Here is a 16,535-nt window from a genome sequence, read left to right as displayed (position 1 = left end):
GTGGGTGGGTCCGTTGGGGTTGAGCGGGAACTGTCCACTGGCGAACAAGGCAGGAGGCTCGGCGCGAGATGGGGTGGGTGAGGCAAAAGTTGATGAGGGTGAGCCCAATGTGCCCTCACCAAAACCTCCAAACCAATACTTACATCGCGCAGACTCAGGCCACGACATGTCCAGGACCGGACGATGGACACGTTCGATCAGCTAGACAACCGGTCAATCCGCCAGCACGATTCGATCAATCTTCGTCCTCTTCCTCATCTTCAAACTCGATATTCCCCACATCGCCCGCATCATCAGCATCGTTAAGCGGCACAGTCGCATCATCCATCAGCGATCCCGGATCTTCATTGCCGGGATCGTTGATAGATGGCAGTCCGCTCGGGCCCTTTTCTTCCTTGCCTTCGCTTTTCGCAGTCATGGGATGCCTCGCTCAACTAGTGATGCTTTTTGTGGTGTTTGTTCGAGTGTTTATAACCGTTACCGGAATGGGAATGACCGCTGTCACTCCCCAGATCATTGCCGACCGCACCGCCGGCTGCACCGCCCAGGCCTGCACCGATGGCTGATCCAGTCGAACCGCCAAGACTATTGCCGACCACCGATCCACCCGCAGCGCCCAAACCACCGCCTACCGCCGCCTCGGTGCGACTATGCTTGGGCGCGGCAATGGCACTACCGGCCGCTCCGCCGACACCTGCACCAATCGCTGCGCCCGTACTGCCGCCCACCTGGCCACCGACAACGTTGCCCAACACCCCACCAAGACCACCGCCTACCGCGGCATCTCCATTACCTCCCGCCAGCGCCACCTGAGAGACCAGCAATCCAAAAACAATCGCAGGCACCATCAATAGTCGAGCATTCAGGCTTCCGTTTTTTTTGCCGTTGGTTTTCGGGTTCATGGCACGCCTCGCATTCTTCCAGGGTATGGAAGATTTGAGCTGCTGCGGCGAGAAACGTTCATAAATGAAAAAGCCCGGCATCAAGCCGGGCTCTTTTCAAATCTGAATCAGGATCAGTGACGCTTGTGACCATTGGCCAGGTTGCTGCCTACGCCGCCGCCCAATGCACCGCCCAGGCCAGCACCGATGGTGGCACCAGACTTGCCGCCAAGGCTATTGCCGATCACCGAACCACCGGCCGCGCCGACACCGCCACCAATAGCAGCGCTGGTGCGATGACCTTTTTTGGCGGCAACTGCGCTGCCCGCCGCGCCAGCAACGCCCGCACCAATCGCGGCGCCAGTGCTGCCGCCCATCTTCTGGCCGACCACGTTACCCAATGCGCCGCCCAAGCCACCGCCAAGCGCGGCAGTGCCGTCACCAGCCATTGCACCTTGAGCAACCAGAAGCCCCAGAACCAGAGCGGGCAGTGTTAAACGCATGACAAAAACCTCAAAAAATAGGGGTACACAAAAAGGGGGCGAGATTGAATGCTTTTGCGCGGAAAAAGTCCAGCACGCCGGTCCAACTTCGCGATTGGCGACGGTTGGACAGCGTTTACCGAAAAGGTTTTATCGCGGACAAAAAAAAGCCCGCTGGGGAAACGGGCCAGGTGTTGCTTTCTAACGGATGAATCGAGATTACGGAGGGTGCTGTGAAAAGTTTGTGAAAGATCACCACTTTAAAAAACTTGTCATAAAACCCTTTCAGACATGAAAACCTCGCTCAATGACGGGGTTATGCCTGCGTTCGTTTACTTCCTGACCGGTGCTGTCACCTTGGGTAAGAATTTGCCCTTCAGTACCCGGCACGCCCTGGTCTTGATCTTGTCGACCTCAGTCTGGTCCTCGCCGAAACTGGCCACATACTGGGTCTGACCACACCGCACGGAGTTGTTGATCGGAAATTCTGCGCCATCGTCCTCGATATACGGATCAGCCATCTCTTCACCCCTTTCAAAAAATGCGATCGACACCGGCAAGCCCTTTGCCTGAAAGAATACCGATCGCCAAGGTTTTTTAGACTAGCCGGTCACTAACGGACCTGCCGTTCGGATTTTCCCGTGACCGACGAATGGCTTCTCACCTTTTACCTCAACTTGACCGCCGTCCCGGTCACAAACACCACGACCATCCCACCCTTGCCGGCCGGCATGCTGATCTCATAATCAAGCCCGACCACCGCGTCCGCCTGAAGTGCCTGCGCCCGTTCCTTGATCTCATCGGTGGCCTGAATGCGTGCTTCCTTCAACGCTCGCTCCAGAGTCTGGGAGCGCCCACCGAAAAAGTCGCGCATCCCGGCAAACACGTCGCGGACAACGTTGATCCCTTGCACCGACTCGGCGCTGACGATGTCCAGGTAGGCGGTAATTTGCCGGCCTTCGATGGAGTGGGTTGTGGTGATGATCATGGGTGTTCCTTCCTGTTCAGATATTCAGCCAACGCATCAAACGCCGGCAAAGTGACGGGATCATTGGCCGAGTTGCTGGCCACCGGATGGGATGCGTAGCGGACGATGACCATCTCGGCCTTCGGGTCGACATAAATGCGCTGCCCATGGACCCCACGCGCCATGAATGCCCCGCCCTCCTTGTCCGTCACCCACCACATCGACCGGTAACTCCAGTCTTTGAGCAATGTGTACCCCGCCTTGGCGAAAGCCTGCCTATCACCGCCACCACGGATATCGTCGATCACTGCCTCTGGCACGATCTGTTGACCGTTGAACCGACCGCCGTTACGCAACATCTCGCCAAAACGCGCCAGATCCCGCAACCCCGTATTCAAGCCACCACCGGCGAACGGCGTGCCAATGGAGTCCACAGTGAAATAGCCGTCCTGTTCGGCACCCAAGCGGCTCCAGATGTTCTCCGACAGCAGTTGCGCAACATTGCGGCCGGTGACGCGGGCGATGACCCAGCCCAACACGTCGGTGTTGACGGTTTTGTAGGCGAACGCTTTGCCGTGCTCACCTTGTGGTTGCACCGTCTGCAAAAATTCGTAGTAACTGCGAGGGCCGTCATAACCCTTGGGTTTTGGCAACGGACTGCCTGCCCTGGCATGGGCCCAGACCTCGGCGTTCGGGTCTGCGTAGTCCTCGCTGTATTTGAGGCCCGTGGTCATGTCGAGCACCTGCCGCACCGTGGCGTTGCCAAACGCAGAATCCGTCAGCTCAGGTACATATTCGGCAACCCGCTTGTCAGCATCGATGCGTCCCTGCGCCACCAACATGGCACCCAGCGTGCCGACCACGGACTTGGTCACTGACATCGCCGCGTGCTGGCCGTCCGGCTTCAACACGCCGAAGTAACGTTCGTAGACAACTTTCCCGCGGTGCATCACAACAATGCCATCGGTGTACGTGGCTGCGAGGGATTGCTCCCAGGTCATAGGCGCCTTGGCGCCAAGGGGGACAAAACTGATCCCGTCGATATCTTTGCGTAGTGCTATCTCCAGTGGAACCGGAGCCCCCAGGCCGCGTGAAACGTTGATCGTCGGCATCAGTTGCCGGAAATTCGAAACACTCCAGCGCATTGCCGGGAACTGGAAATAGCTGCCGTCTTCAAATCGCACGGTGCGATCGGCAGGGGGTGGAGAACCGACCATCCACCCGAGTCTGGCCGGGTCACTGGCTTCAGCGTCGGGAAAAGTTGCAGGGGCGGATGCAAGGGCCAGTGATGACATGGCAACTATCGACACAACCGCGATGAGCTTGGCTGCACCGCGAAAATTGACGCGAGGATGGAGCATGATGTCGATTCCGTTCGAAGAGTTTGAGCAGTCTAACAGCCGGACCTGCCAGGTCACTGCCAGGTCACTGCCAGTACGGTAGACGCCTCTTGTTTCTTACGTGCCGAAAATCAAACGCCAAAAACACAAAACCCCCGGTTTCTTTCGAAACCAGGGGTTTTGTCTACATCGAATTTGGCGGTGAAGGAGAGATTCGAACTCTCGATACAGTTTCCTGTATACACACTTTCCAGGCGTGCTCCTTAAGCCACTCGGACACTTCACCGTATCTCGTCAAACATGTTCTGTCTGTCGAGGCGCGCTAATGTAGTCGAAAGCTTTTCCGATGGCAAACATTTTTTTCAGAATTTTCATGCGGTTAACGCGATTCAGTGTTTCCGGTCGCTCCAGGCCATGGCAAACCGGCCAATCTCCGGCTTCGTGCCCTCTTCTATATAGAGGGGAATGCGCAGCAGGCACGGCGGGCTACGCTTGGCGGGCGGGAAAAGGGTGACTGGCGGGTCAGTCACGGCGCTTTACCTGGCCTGCGGCGGTGGGTAACGTCTGCCCAACTTTATTGAAAGGAATAGCGTCATGAGTGAGTTGATTTCCTACCATCTCGAAGACGGTATCGCGACCCTGACCTTGAGCAATGGCAAGGTCAACGCCATCTCCCCGGATGTGATTGCCGAGTTCAACGCTGCGCTGGATCGGGCCGTGACTGATCGTGCGGTGGTGATCATTACCGGCCAGCCGGGCATTCTCTCTGGCGGTTATGACCTGAAGGTGATGACGGCCGGTCCTAGAGAAGCCGTGGCACTGGTGACCGCCGGCTCGACCCTGGCCCGCCGCCTGCTGTCGCACCCTTTCCCGGTGATCGTTGCATGCCCGGGGCATGCTGTGGCCAAGGGCGCGTTCCTGCTGTTGTCGGCCGACTATCGCATCGGCGTAGAAGGCGCGTTCAGCATTGGCCTGAACGAAGTACAGATCGGCATGACCATGCACCACGCGGGCATCGAGATTGCCCGTGACCGTCTGAACAAGGTGGCGTTGCAGCGCTCGGTGGTCAACGGCGAGATGTTCAATCCACAAGGCGCCGTGGCTGCCGGCTTCCTTGATGTGGTGGTCTCGCCTGAAGAACTGCAAGGCGCGGCACTGGCGGCGGCTCGTCAGTTGAAGAAGATCAACATGACCGCGCACAAGAACACCAAGCTGAAAGTGCGCAAAGCGCTGCTGGAGGCCCTGGACAACGCGATCATCCAGGATCAGGAACATTTGGGCTAAGCCCGGATCTGCTGCAACGAAAAGCCCGACCGTCGTGTCGGGCTTTTTCATACATGCCTGCGTTATACGTCTGTAAACGCTCTAGACCGCATCTGACCAAATAGTTGGAAACATCAGCTCAAACATCGGCCATCTCCTACTTCCCTGGGAGCAATTGCCGAAAACAGTGCACATCCGTACACTGCGCCACCTTTTGTCCCGGTGGGGCCTGTAAATGCTGTTTGTGTTGCGTATGTCATTGATGGGCCTGCACTTTATCGTGGCGGGTGTGCTGGGGGTGATTCTCGGCCTGTGCCGGCCATTCAATCCGGACAACAGCCGTCTGTGCGCACGCCTGTACGCATGGCCGGCCATGTGCATTTTGCGTTTGCGGGTGAAGGCCGAAGTCGGTCCGTTGATGGATAAACCCGACAGTTGCGTGATCATCGCCAATCACCAGTCCAACTATGACCTGTTTGTGTTTGGCAACGTGGTGCCCCGCCGTACCGTGTGCATCGGCAAAAAGAGCCTGAAGTGGGTGCCGCTGTTCGGGCAGTTGTTCTGGCTGGCCGGCAATGTGCTGATCGACCGTGGCAATGCGCAAAAAGCGCGGAAGTCGATGTTGACCACCACTCACACCCTGCAAAACAAAGACACCTCGATCTGGGTTTTCCCGGAAGGCACGCGCAACCTGGGTGAGGACTTGCTGCCCTTCAAGAAAGGCGCCTTTCAGATGGCCATAGCCGCCGGGGTGCCGATTGTCCCAGTGTGTGTCAGCAGTTACGTCAAACACATGCGATTGAACCGCTGGCGCAGCGGGAAAATCCTGATTCGCTCGTTGCCGGCGATTCCCACCGCCGGATTGAGCCTGGACGACATGCCCCTGCTGATCGCCCAGTGCCGCGAGCAGATGCGTGAATGCATCGAATCGATGGACCGGCAACTGCAAGCCGCCTGAAAAACAAAACCCGCCTGGTGCGGGTTTTCTTTTGCCTGCGCGTCTTTCCCCAGAACTCGGCAGATTTAACTGACTCTCAAACACTGCGAGGCTAAGCTGATCCACACTGCCATTGCATTTGCTGCCTATTAAAAGCTGCCATAAGAAGTGAACCACCATCATGGGTAGAGTTGTTGCTGCTGCGGTTTATAGCGCCGGTAAAAGAGTCACCAATATCACCCTCGACGAAGGCGCCGCCTGGGCTGCCAAGCCAGGGCACTTTGTCTGGATCGGCCTTGAAGAGCCGAACGCCGAGGAACTCTACAACCTGCAACGCCAGTTCAACCTGCACGAACTGGCGATCGAAGACGCCCTGGAAAAGCACAGCCGACCGAAGCTGGAAACCTTCGGCGATGCGTTGTTCATCGTGACCTATTCGCCCATCCGGGATGAAGGCAAACTCAAGTTCATCGAGACGCATATCTTTGCCGGCAATGGCTACATCATTACTGCCCGCAACGGTCACTCGGCGTCCTACGCCCATGTCCGACAGCGCTGTGAGGCGCGTCCGCTATTGCTTGAGCACGGGGAAGACTTCGTACTCTATGCCATCCTCGATTTCGTGATCGAAAACTACCAGCCGATGGGCGAAGCCATTCACGCGGAAATCGATGAGCTGGAGGGCAATGTGTTATGTGGCTCGTTGAATGACTACGATATCCAAAGGCTGCATGGCCTGCGTCGTGATGTTTTGCGCTTGCGTCGTTATGTGGCACCGATGATTGAGATAGGAGAGGAGCTGCAGAGACTGAGCTTCCCGTTCATCGACAAGAACATGCGGCCGTACTTTCGCGATGTGCAGATTCATGTAACGCGGCAGATGGAAGACCTGACGACGCTGGCGGATATTGCCAGCCAGACGATTGAAGTCGGGGTGCTGTTGGAGGCCTCTCGCCAGAGCGTGGTGCAACGCAAGTTTGCGGCCTGGGCGGCGATCCTGGCCTTCCCGACAGCAGTGGCTGGGATTTACGGGATGAACTTCCAGAACATGCCGGAGTTGAACTGGCACTACGGGTATTTCGGGGTGCTGGGGTTTATTACGGTAGGTTGTCTGGGGTTGTGGGCGAGTTTCAAGAAGTCGGGGTGGCTTTAAATCCAAGGCGAGTGCTTCGCACTCGATCGCGGCGGTGCGGCGATCCGACAAGCCACGCTCCCACAGGTCTGCGGTACACCTGAGGGAGCGGGTTTCAGCTTTAAACAGCTTCTGATTTCGGCTTGTGCGCCACAAACCGCATCATCCACTCGGCAACCGTGGCGCCGTGGTGTTCCTGTTCCAGGCTCGCGATACCCTTGGAGTAGACCTGCTCACCCAGTGCCTGCTGGCGAATCTCCAACAGGGCGCGGGAGTAGTCGTGGATGAATTCCGGATGCCCCTGGAAGCACAGCACCTGATCGTTGATGTGGTAGGCCGCATACGGGCAGAAATCGCTGGAAGCAATAACCGTGGCGTTCTCCGGCAGTGACGTAACCTGGTCCTGGTGACTGATCAGTAGCGTCAGCTCTTCGCGCACCGGACTCATCCATGGTGCCTTGGCGGCCAATTTGTATTTGTGGGTGCCGACGCCCCAGCCCTGGGTCGCACGCTCGCTCTTGCCACCGAGCAGCAGCGCCAGCAACTGATGACCGAAGCAGACGCCCAGCAACTTGTCGCCGCGCTCGTAGCGGGTCAGCAGATATTTCTTGAGGGTTTCGATCCACGGGTCGGTGCCGAAGGAATCGGCCTTGCTGCCTGTCACCAGGTAGGCGTCGAACGTCAGGTCGTCGCTTGGGTATTCACCCTGCACCACGTTGTAGACGGTGAACTCGGCGGCAATCGGTTGCTGCGAAAACAGGTGTTTGAACATCTGCCCGTAGCCCTGATATTGGTCAACCAATTCCGGACGCAGGTGGTCGGTTTCCAGAATGCAGATGCGTAACGACATAAAAAATACCTGACACGTGATGGGAATAATGCACACCCCAGAGCCTGCCTTGAAACGCTGTAACAAGGCAAGCCCCGAAACGCATCATCTCCCCCTTAGAACGTCTCCCCCTTGGCAGCCTTTTCCAGCAGCAAGGCGGGTGGCGCGAACCGCTCGCCATACTGCGTGGCCAGATACTGGGCGCGGGCAACAAAGTCCTGCACGCCGTACTGGTTGATGAACTGCAGTGCACCGCCGGTCCAGGCGGCGAAACCGATGCCGAAGATCGAGCCAACGTTGGCATCCGCCGTCGAGGTCAGCACGCCCTCCTCCACACAGCGCACGGTTTCGATGGCTTGCACGAACAGCAGACGATCGCGTACATCTTTAGGTGAAATCTGACCGTCGGCTTTCTCGAAGCGGGCTTTCAACTCTGGCCACAGGTGTTTCTGGCCGCCCGCCGGATACTCGTAGAAACCTCCACCGCCAGCCTTGCCCGGACGCTTGAACTCATTGAGCAACAAATCAATCACGGTAAATGCCGGGTGTTCTGTCAGCGGTTTGCCTTCTGCTTGCAGGTCTTTGGCGGTTTGCAGACGGATATGGCTCATCAGGCTGAGGGAGACTTCGTCAGAGATCGCCAACGGTCCTATAGGCATGCCGGCCTTGCGCGCTTCAGTCTCGATCATCGCCGCGCTCACGCCCTCGCCCAACATGGCGATGCCTTCGTTGGTGAAGGTGCCGAACACCCGCGACGTGAAGAAACCGCGACTGTCGTTGACCACAATCGGGGTTTTCTTGATTTGCAGGACGTAATCGAAGCCGCGGGCCAGGGTTTCGTCGCTGGTGTTGGCGCCCTTGATGATTTCCACCAGCGGCATTTTTTCCACGGGGCTGAAAAAGTGCAGGCCGATGAACTTGCTCTGATCGGGCACGGCGCACGCCAGGCCGCTGATCGGCAAGGTCGAGGTGTTGGAGGCGATCACCGCGTCCGCGCCGACGACCTTCTGCGCCGCCAACGAGACCTTGGCCTTCAAATCCCGATCCTCGAACACGGCCTCGATGATCAGGTCGCAACCGGCCAGGTCGGCATCGCTTTCGCTGGTTTGAATGCGTGACAGAACGGTGTCGCGTTGCTCGATGCTCATTTGTCCGCGAGCGACTTTCTTGTCCAGCAGCGCCGCCGAATGTGCCTTGCCCTTCTCCGCCGCCGCGAGGCTGATGTCCTTGAGCACCACCTCGATCCCCGCCGACGCACTGACAAAGGCGATACCGGCGCCCATCATCCCGGCGCCGAGCACGCCGACCTTACGGGTGACATAAGGCGCAAAACCCTGAGGCCGCGAGCCGCCGGCATTGATTTCATTGAGCTGGAACCAGAATGTGCCAATCAGGTTTTTCGAGACCTGGCCGGTGGTCAGTTCGGTGAAGTAGCGGGTTTCGATCAGGTGCGCCGTATCGAAATCCACCTGGGCGCCCTCGACCGCCGCGCAGAGGATTTTCTCCGGCGCGGGCATCGTGCCCTGGGTTTTGCTGCGCAGTATCGACGGCGCAATCGCCAGCATCTGTGCGACTTTCGGGTTTGACGGTGTGCCGCCAGGAATCTGGTAGCCCTTCACGTCCCAGCGCTGCACCGCCGCCGGATTGGCGAGGATCCACGCTCGCGCCTTGGCCAACAGGTCTTCGTGATCGCTCGCCAGCGAGTCGATCAATCCTGCCTGCAACGCCTGTTGCGGTCGCAGCCTCTTGCCTTCAAGCAGATAAGGCAGGGCTTTTTCCAGGCCGAGCATGCGCACCATGCGCACCACGCCTCCACCGCCCGGCAGCAGGCCGAGGGTGACTTCCGGCAGACCGAGTTGCACCGACGGGTTGTCCAGCGCCACGCGGTGATGGCAGGCCAGGCAGATTTCCCAGCCGCCGCCCAATGCGGCGCCATTGATCGCCGCAACCACCGGCTTGCCAAGGGTTTCCAGGGTGCGCAACTGGCCCTTGAGGCTCAGCACCATGTCGTAGAAGGCCTTGGCCTGGGGTTTGCCGACCTTGATCAATTCGTTGAGGTCGCCGCCAGCGAAGAAGGTCTTCTTGCCCGAGGTGATGATCACGCCGGCGATGCTGTCCTTGTCGGCCACCAGCCGCGCAACGCAGTCCGCCATGGCCTCGCGATACACCGCGTTCATGGTGTTGGCGCTCTGGCCCGGCATGTCGATGGTCAGGACAACGATCTGGTCCTGGTCTTTTTCGTAACGAATGGCTTCGTTCATAAAGGGGTTCCTTGAAGTCCGGGCTCAGAGGCGTTCGATGATGGTGGCAATGCCCATGCCGCCGCCGACACACAGGGTCGCGAGGCCATAACGCAGGCGCCGGGCTTCCAGTTCATCGAGCAGCGTGCCGAGAATGGCGCAACCAGTGGCGCCCAGCGGGTGGCCCATGGCGATTGAGCCGCCGTTGACATTGACCTTGTCCGGATCGACGGCCATGTCCTTGATGAATTTCAACACCACCGACGCGAACGCCTCGTTGACCTCGAACAGATCGATGTCTTCGACCCGCAGCCCGGCCTTGGCCAACGCCTTGCGGGTCGCCGGCGCGGGGCCGGTGAGCATGATGGTCGGATCGGTGCTGGTGACTGCCGTGGCGACAATCCGCGCCCGTGGCTGCAAGCCCAGCGCCCGGCCCTTGGCTTCGGAGCCGATGAGCATCAGCGCCGCGCCATCGACAATCCCGGAACTGTTGCCGGGGGTGTGCACATGGTTGATCCGCTCGACATGGCTGTAGACCCGCAGTGCGGTGGCATCGAAGCCCATCTGCCCCATCATCTCGAAACTCGGCTTGAGCTTACCCAGGCCTTCCAGGGTCGATTCGGCGCGGATGAACTCATCGTGATCGAGCAGGATGATGCCGTTCTGGTCCCGCACCGGCACCAGCGACTTGTTGAACGAACCATCGGCCCGCGCCCGCGCAGCCTTTTGCTGGGAATGCAGCGCGTAGGCGTCGACATCCTGACGGCTGAAACCTTCAAGGGTGGCGATCAGGTCGGCGCCCACGCCCTGTGGCGTGAAGTGACTGTGCAGGTTGGTCGCCGGGTCCAGCGCCCAGGCCCCGCCATCGCTACCCATCGGCACCCGGGACATCGACTCGACACCACCGACCACCACCAGGTCTTCGAAACCTGAACGCACTTTCATCGCACCGAGGTTCACGGCCTCCAGCCCCGAAGCACAGAAACGGTTGATCTGGACTCCCGCCACACTGACATCCCAATCGGCCACCTGAGCGGCGGTCTTGGCGATGTCGGAACCTTGATCGCCTATCGGTGTCACGCAGCCGAGCACCACATCATCGACCTGGCTGGTATCCAGAGCCGTGCGCTGTTGCAGCGCGGTGAGCAAACCGGCAACCAGGTTCACCGGCTTGACGCTGTGCAAGGCGCCATCGGCCTTGCCTTTGCCACGGGGCGTGCGTAACGCGTCGAAAATCAATGCTTGGGTCATGACATCCTCGAACCGCAGTGCATGTGGGTAAATACCGAGTGCCCACTCTTGGCCCGAGCCGCGTTTGATTCAATGACCGCAGCGCTCACAGACGTTGACGCTCACGCTCAGACGGACGGTAGTCAGCTACCGGATTAACCGATTCACGACAGCAAGCTGTCTAGCCAACGGGCGGCAAAGAAGCTGGCAATAGGCCTCATGTCTTTTTTAAAGCGAATTGCAAGAACACCATACGAAATGGATCTAAGCCAAGCTTAACGCGGGCTCTAAGGTGAACTTGTACGAAGTTGTCGTCGGGTTTTGCCGAGGCGCTCGTCACTACAGGAAGTGCAACGCGCTGCCATCATGGAGCTATGTGGGCAGGCATCAGGAAATAACAAAAAAGGCGGTCAAGCCATGTTCAAACAATCGAAAGTACGTCAAGCCGGGCTCATCCTTTTCGCCACCACGCTGTTGTTGATACTGCCGAACCTGACCAAGGTCATCGGCTAGTCGCGTCTAAAAGATACGGCGTCACAGTTTTTGAATTGCCACTCTCAAAATGTGACTGGCCCGCTACCCGGGCCAGCGTGGCTGTGCCAATCTTTACGGCACTTGCACGACATGGACGGCGATCACTTGAAAATGCTCATTCTTCTCGGGGCCATGCTGTTCGGCTCGCCCCTGTATGCCGCACAGCTGAACCTGGAGCTGGGCGCGAACAGTCGCACCTGGCAGACCGAGCAATTGCTCACGCATCCTCAGGTTCAAACCATCAACATCAGCAACGACGTTTCCTACAAACGGGACATGAGTTACCGCGCCGTGCCGCTGTCCGCATTGCTGACCGGCATCAAGCCTGAGGACCACCTGCAAGCCGTGGCCCTGGATGGCTTTGCCGCCGAAATGGCCGCGGCGCCCTTGCTCAACACCCAAGGGGCACAGGCCTGGCTGGCGATCGAAGACCCGGCCAAACCCTGGCCGCCGCTATCGGAAGGCAAGCCAGGCGCCGGGCCGTTCTATCTGGTCTGGAGCAATCCGCAGGCAGGCAACATCAGCCCCGAGCAATGGCCGTTCCAGGTGGCGAGCATCAAACGCCTGTCGCCCGTGGCCGAGCGCTTCCCTGCCCTGCTGCCCGATCCGGCCTTGAAGGCGGATGATCCGGTGAACAAGGGCTTTGCGTTGTTCCAGAAGAACTGCCTGGCGTGTCATCGACTGAATGGCGCCGGGGACGCGCAGTTCGGGCCGGACCTGAATGTTCCGTACAACCCGACCGAGTACTTCGGCGCGGACTTCCTCAAGCGCTACATTCGCGATCCACAGAGTTTGCGCCAGTGGCCGCAGGCGAAGATGCCCGGGTTCTCGACCGAGGTGTTGCCGGGTGGGGATCTGCAGATGCTGGTGGGGTATTTGCAGCATATGGTCGGGCGTAAACAGGTTTCCGCCAAGTAACACATATCTGTGGCGAGGGAGCTTGCTCCCGCTGGGGCGCGAAGCGGCCCTCAATTCAGGCGATGCAATCCGTCAGGTAAATTGCATTCACCAGGTTTGCGACTGCTGCGCAGCCGAGCGGGAGCAAGCTCCCTCGCCACAGAACTCCCTCTTGCATCAATGGACCGCGATTACTGCTGCTGCACTGAGATCACCGGCGCGGGCGTCGGTGACACCAGCACCTTGGCGTGCATCTGCTCACACCCGCCGCCCCGGCGCATGCCGCGCACCGGGCAGGCATCCAGGTAGTCCAGGCCCACCGCCAGCTTCAGGTGGCGTTCCGGCCGGGCCAGTTCATTCGTTACGTCGAAGCTGTACCAGGCATCATCCAACCAAGCTTCCGCCCAGGCATGGCTGGCCAGGTGTTCGCTGCTTTCGCTGTACAGATAGCCCGACACATAACGCGCTGGAATGCCCAGGCTGCGGGTACAGGCGAGAAACGCGTGGGTGTGGTCCTGACACACGCCGGAGCCTCCGGCAAAGGCCTGGGCCGCGCTGGTGTCCACTTCCGTGGAGCCCGGCGTATAGGTCATATGCTGATTGAGCCCATGCATCAGATCGATCAGCGCCGTACGATCGCGGCGTTGCTTGCACTCCTTCTCGGCGAACGCACGCAGGGCGGCGTCGGCTTCGGTCAAACGAGTAAAGCGCAGGAACGGCAGTGCCGACTGGCTCTCGTGTTCGGCCTCACGCCATTCGTCGATATCGACCTGGCCACGGGCGCCGATGATGATCGCCTCGTGGGGCTCGTCCATGGTCAGCACATGCAGGATGTTGCCGAACGGATCGAGTTGCGCCCGCACCGGACGCGGCAGATCGAGCTGCCAGCTGAGCACATGCTGGCGCTCGCTGTCGTGGGGAGTCAGGCGCAGATACTGGATGCTCGCCCGCACCTTGTCTTCGTAGTGATAGGTGGTCTCGTGGCTAATGGAAAGTCTCATGCGGCCTCCAGATAAGAACTGTGAATCGCGTTACCCAACTGGCGCACCAGCGGGATGAACTCGGTCAGCCAGGCGTGCAGGCCTTCTTCGAGAATTTCATGGATGCCGGTGTAGCGCAGGCGTGCGTCCATTTCTGCCGCCAGGCGTTGTGCGGGACGACCGTTGGCCCCCGGCAATTGCGCGAGGATCTGGTCGATTTCTTCGGTGCAGGCACGCAGGGATCGCGGTACATCGGCCCGCAGCAACAGCAATTCGGCGACATGCCGGGCGCCGGGGGCGTCGCGGTAGATTTCCGTGTAGGCCTCGAACGACGACAACGCCCGCAACAACGCGCTCCATTGGTAATACGCATGAGCGGTGCCATCGCTGACCGCTTCGGCCTGATCGCCGGCCATTTCGTAGCGGGCATCGAGCAGGCGCAAAGTGTTGTCCGCCCGTTCGATAAAGGTCCCCAGACGAATGAAGCGAAACGCGTCGTTACGCATGATGGTGCCGTAGGACGCGCCCCGGAACAGGTGTGAACGTTCCTTGATCCACTCGCAGAAACGGCTCATGCCGTAGCGACTGAGGCCCTGTTCGGCGATGCCGCGAATTTCCAGCCAGGTGGCGTTGATGTTCTCCCACATATCGGCGGTGATGCGCCCACGCACCGCATGGGCGCTGGCCCGTGCGGCACCGAGGCAGCTGTAGATGCTCGCCGGGTTGGCCGCATCCAGGGCGAAGAAATGCAGCAGCCGTTCGGCATGCAGTTCGCCATGGCGCGCCAGGTAATCGTCCAGGGTGCCGGTGATCAACAACGGCATGGCCAGTTCGTGCAAACCGTCGCCACGACCGTCCTGCGGCATCAGCGACAGCGAATAGCTGATGTCGAGCATCCGCGCGAGGTTTTCCGCCCGCTCCAGGTAACGCGACATCCAATACAAATCCGAGGCAGTTCTACTTAACATGACAGGCTTCCTTTAATCCTCGACCACCCAGGTGTCCTTGGTTCCGCCGCCCTGGGAGGAATTGACCACCAGGGAGCCTTCGCGCAGGGCAACGCGGGTCAAACCGCCGGGCACGACCCGGGTTTCACGACCCGACAGGACAAACGGCCGCAAGTCGATGTGGCGTGGCGCAATGCCGTTTTCGACAAAGGTCGGACAGGTCGACAGCGACAGCGTCGGTTGCGCGATATACGCATGGGGCTTGGCGATGATCCGCGCGCGGAAGGCTTCGATTTCCGCCGCCGTCGCCGCCGGCCCCACCAGCATTCCGTACCCGCCGGAGCCTTGGGTTTCCTTGACCACCAGTTCTGGAAGATTGGCCAGCACGTGGGAAAGCTCAGAGGGATTACGGCATTGCCAGGTCGGCACGTTCTTCAGGATCGGCTCTTCATCGAGGTAGAAACGGATCATGTCGGTAACGAACGGATACACCGACTTGTCGTCCGCCACACCCGTGCCGATGGCATTGGCCAGCACCACGTTGCCGGAACGGTAGGACGACAGCAGCCCCGGCACGCCGAGCATCGATTCCGGGTTGAAGGCCAGGGGATCGAGGAAGGCGTCGTCGAGGCGACGATAAATCACGTCGACCGCTTTCGGCCCGTCGGTGGTGCGCATGTAGACCTTGTCGTCACGCACGAACAGGTCCGCGCCCTCCACCAGTTCCACGCCCATTTCCCGCGCCAGGAACGCATGCTCGAAGAACGCACTGTTGAAGCGCCCCGGCGTCAGCACCACTACGCTCGGGTTATCGATCGGGCTTGAGCTTTTCAGGGTGTCGAGCAGCAGGTTCGGGTAGTGGTCGATGGGGGCAATGCGTTGCGCCGCGAACAACTCGGGGAACAGGCGCATCATCATCTTGCGGTCTTCGAGCATGTAGCTGACGCCGCTCGGTGTACGCAGATTGTCTTCGAGCACGTAGTAGGTGCCGTCGCCGTCACGCACCAGGTCGACGCCGGAAATGTGCGAATAGATATCGCGGTGCAGATCCAGCCCTTGCATCGCCAACTGGTACTGCTCGTTGGCCAGCACCTGCTCGGCCGGAATGATGCCGGCCTTGATGATGCGCTGCTCGTGGTAGAGATCGGCGAGGAACATGTTCAACGCCTTGACCCGCTGGATGCAGCCGCGCTCGACAATCCGCCATTCGCTGGCGGGGATGCTGCGGGGGATGGTGTCGAAGGGAATCAGGCGCTCTGTGCCCTGCTCGTCCCCGTAGAGCGTGAAAGTAATCCCGGCGCGATGAAACAGCAGATCGGCCTCGCGTCGCCGTTGTGCCAAAAGCTCGTCAGGCGTCTCGGCCAGCCAACGGGCAAACTCCCGATAATGCGGGCGGACCAGGCCGCCGGCATCGTACATCTCATCAAAATAGGTGCGGATCATGCCGTACTCCTTGTCACTCGGACGTCCAGACCTTCGCAAGGCCCGTGCCATCGGCATAAACGCTTAAATTTCAATCGGTTGGATAATCAAGACACACGCACCGCACCAATCCTGTGCGGTAAATGCCCCAACCTGATTGCCCCCGCTTCATTGCAAGGCGTGGTGGTCGCCTATCACCAGCATAGCCAGAGTTGATTTCACTGCCCGGCAGTCGCTGTGGATAATTCATGCATTCGCTGGAAAACCTGCCGATCTCCCCTTATAGCCGCCTGCCCAGGCGGTTTTTTTCCTTTCTGCAACGTGCTGATCGAGTAGGAGGCGGATTTACATCCGCCGTCCTCTCACACCACCGTACGTACGGTTCCGTATACGGCGGTTCAGGTTAAGCGGTTAAGCCGGGTTATCGTGTCCAGTATTGAGACCAGCCCGAGTC

16 protein-coding genes and 1 tRNA gene are annotated in these 16,535 nt (G+C 59.4%); 4 read left to right on the top strand and 13 right to left on the bottom strand.

Features of this window, described 5'->3' with window-relative positions; genetic code table 11:
* Positions 1 to 235: 235 nt before the first annotated feature.
* The 7 genes from KGB07_RS24010 to KGB07_RS23980 form a co-directional block, all read right to left on the bottom strand.
* On the bottom strand, positions 236 to 418 hold the full coding sequence (locus KGB07_RS24010) for a hypothetical protein (protein ID WP_046042925.1): 183 nt from the start codon (positions 416 to 418) through the stop codon (positions 236 to 238).
* A 16-nt stretch (positions 419 to 434) separates the two neighbouring features.
* Complete coding sequence (locus tag KGB07_RS24005; protein ID WP_007993042.1) at positions 435 to 902, bottom strand: glycine zipper domain-containing protein; 468 nt, start codon at positions 900 to 902, stop codon at positions 435 to 437.
* A gap of 113 nt (positions 903 to 1,015) precedes the next feature.
* A complete protein-coding gene (locus KGB07_RS24000; RefSeq protein WP_007988063.1) occupies positions 1,016 to 1,384 on the bottom strand; it encodes a hypothetical protein in 369 nt (122 codons plus the stop codon).
* A 311-nt stretch (positions 1,385 to 1,695) separates the two neighbouring features.
* On the bottom strand, positions 1,696 to 1,884 hold the full coding sequence (locus KGB07_RS23995; RefSeq protein ID WP_032829518.1) for a hypothetical protein: 189 nt from the start codon (positions 1,882 to 1,884) through the stop codon (positions 1,696 to 1,698).
* A 146-nt stretch (positions 1,885 to 2,030) separates the two neighbouring features.
* Positions 2,031 to 2,351 (bottom strand): YbjQ family protein, encoded by a 321-nt coding sequence (locus KGB07_RS23990; protein ID WP_046042927.1) that lies wholly within the window; start codon positions 2,349 to 2,351, stop codon positions 2,031 to 2,033.
* On the bottom strand, positions 2,348 to 3,625 hold the full coding sequence (locus KGB07_RS23985) for a serine hydrolase domain-containing protein (protein WP_411741542.1): 1,278 nt from the start codon (positions 3,623 to 3,625) through the stop codon (positions 2,348 to 2,350). The genes KGB07_RS23990 and KGB07_RS23985 overlap by 4 nt, the downstream gene beginning before the upstream one ends.
* Positions 3,626 to 3,866: 241 nt before the next feature.
* Positions 3,867 to 3,956: transfer RNA gene (locus tag KGB07_RS23980), tRNA-Ser, on the bottom strand.
* 308 nt (positions 3,957 to 4,264) lie between these two features.
* Here KGB07_RS23980 and KGB07_RS23975 point away from each other — a divergent pair.
* The 3 genes from KGB07_RS23975 to KGB07_RS23965 all read left to right on the top strand — a co-directional run bounded on the left by KGB07_RS23975 (position 4,265) and on the right by KGB07_RS23965 (position 7,023).
* Entirely contained in the window at positions 4,265 to 4,954 is a 690-nt protein-coding gene (locus KGB07_RS23975) for a crotonase/enoyl-CoA hydratase family protein (protein WP_008048453.1), read from the top strand.
* A gap of 214 nt (positions 4,955 to 5,168) precedes the next feature.
* Complete coding sequence (locus KGB07_RS23970) at positions 5,169 to 5,891, top strand: lysophospholipid acyltransferase family protein (RefSeq protein ID WP_223466742.1); 723 nt, start codon at positions 5,169 to 5,171, stop codon at positions 5,889 to 5,891.
* A 160-nt stretch (positions 5,892 to 6,051) separates the two neighbouring features.
* Positions 6,052 to 7,023, top strand: coding sequence for a magnesium and cobalt transport protein CorA (locus KGB07_RS23965; protein WP_046042930.1), 972 nt, complete (start codon positions 6,052 to 6,054; stop codon positions 7,021 to 7,023).
* Between the two features lie 100 nt (positions 7,024 to 7,123).
* Here the strand turns inward: KGB07_RS23965 and KGB07_RS23960 are convergent, their stop codons facing one another.
* The 3 genes from KGB07_RS23960 to KGB07_RS23950 all read right to left on the bottom strand — a co-directional run bounded on the left by KGB07_RS23960 (position 7,124) and on the right by KGB07_RS23950 (position 11,322).
* Positions 7,124 to 7,852, bottom strand: a complete 729-nt coding sequence (locus KGB07_RS23960; RefSeq protein WP_046042931.1) for an amidotransferase — start codon at positions 7,850 to 7,852, stop codon at positions 7,124 to 7,126.
* A gap of 95 nt (positions 7,853 to 7,947) precedes the next feature.
* Positions 7,948 to 10,092, bottom strand: a complete 2,145-nt coding sequence (locus KGB07_RS23955; protein WP_223466740.1) for a 3-hydroxyacyl-CoA dehydrogenase NAD-binding domain-containing protein — start codon at positions 10,090 to 10,092, stop codon at positions 7,948 to 7,950.
* A gap of 24 nt (positions 10,093 to 10,116) precedes the next feature.
* Complete coding sequence (locus KGB07_RS23950) at positions 10,117 to 11,322, bottom strand: acetyl-CoA C-acetyltransferase (RefSeq protein ID WP_223466738.1); 1,206 nt, start codon at positions 11,320 to 11,322, stop codon at positions 10,117 to 10,119.
* 603 nt (positions 11,323 to 11,925) lie between these two features.
* Here KGB07_RS23950 and KGB07_RS23945 point away from each other — a divergent pair.
* A complete protein-coding gene (locus KGB07_RS23945) occupies positions 11,926 to 12,753 on the top strand; it encodes a c-type cytochrome (RefSeq protein ID WP_223466737.1) in 828 nt (275 codons plus the stop codon).
* Positions 12,754 to 12,923: 170 nt separating this feature from the next.
* On the opposite strand, the gene KGB07_RS23940 is transcribed toward KGB07_RS23945, so the two are convergent.
* From KGB07_RS23940 to KGB07_RS23930, 3 genes are read right to left on the bottom strand one after another with little or no spacing between them, the layout of a single operon-like run.
* Positions 12,924 to 13,733, bottom strand: coding sequence for a transglutaminase N-terminal domain-containing protein (locus tag KGB07_RS23940; protein WP_223466735.1), 810 nt, complete (start codon positions 13,731 to 13,733; stop codon positions 12,924 to 12,926).
* Positions 13,730 to 14,680, bottom strand: coding sequence for an alpha-E domain-containing protein (locus KGB07_RS23935; protein WP_223466733.1), 951 nt, complete (start codon positions 14,678 to 14,680; stop codon positions 13,730 to 13,732). Before KGB07_RS23935 ends, KGB07_RS23940 begins: the two co-directional genes overlap by 4 nt.
* 12 nt (positions 14,681 to 14,692) lie before the next feature.
* On the bottom strand, positions 14,693 to 16,102 hold the full coding sequence (locus KGB07_RS23930) for a circularly permuted type 2 ATP-grasp protein (protein WP_046042936.1): 1,410 nt from the start codon (positions 16,100 to 16,102) through the stop codon (positions 14,693 to 14,695).
* Positions 16,103 to 16,535 lie beyond the last annotated feature (433 nt).

The organism is Pseudomonas sp. GL-RE-26 (genome assembly GCF_019956275.1).
GTDB lineage: Bacteria > Pseudomonadota > Gammaproteobacteria > Pseudomonadales > Pseudomonadaceae > Aquipseudomonas > Aquipseudomonas grandcourensis.
The sequence above is the reverse complement of the archived record's forward strand: the minus strand, read 5'-3'. Positions and strand labels throughout refer to the sequence as shown.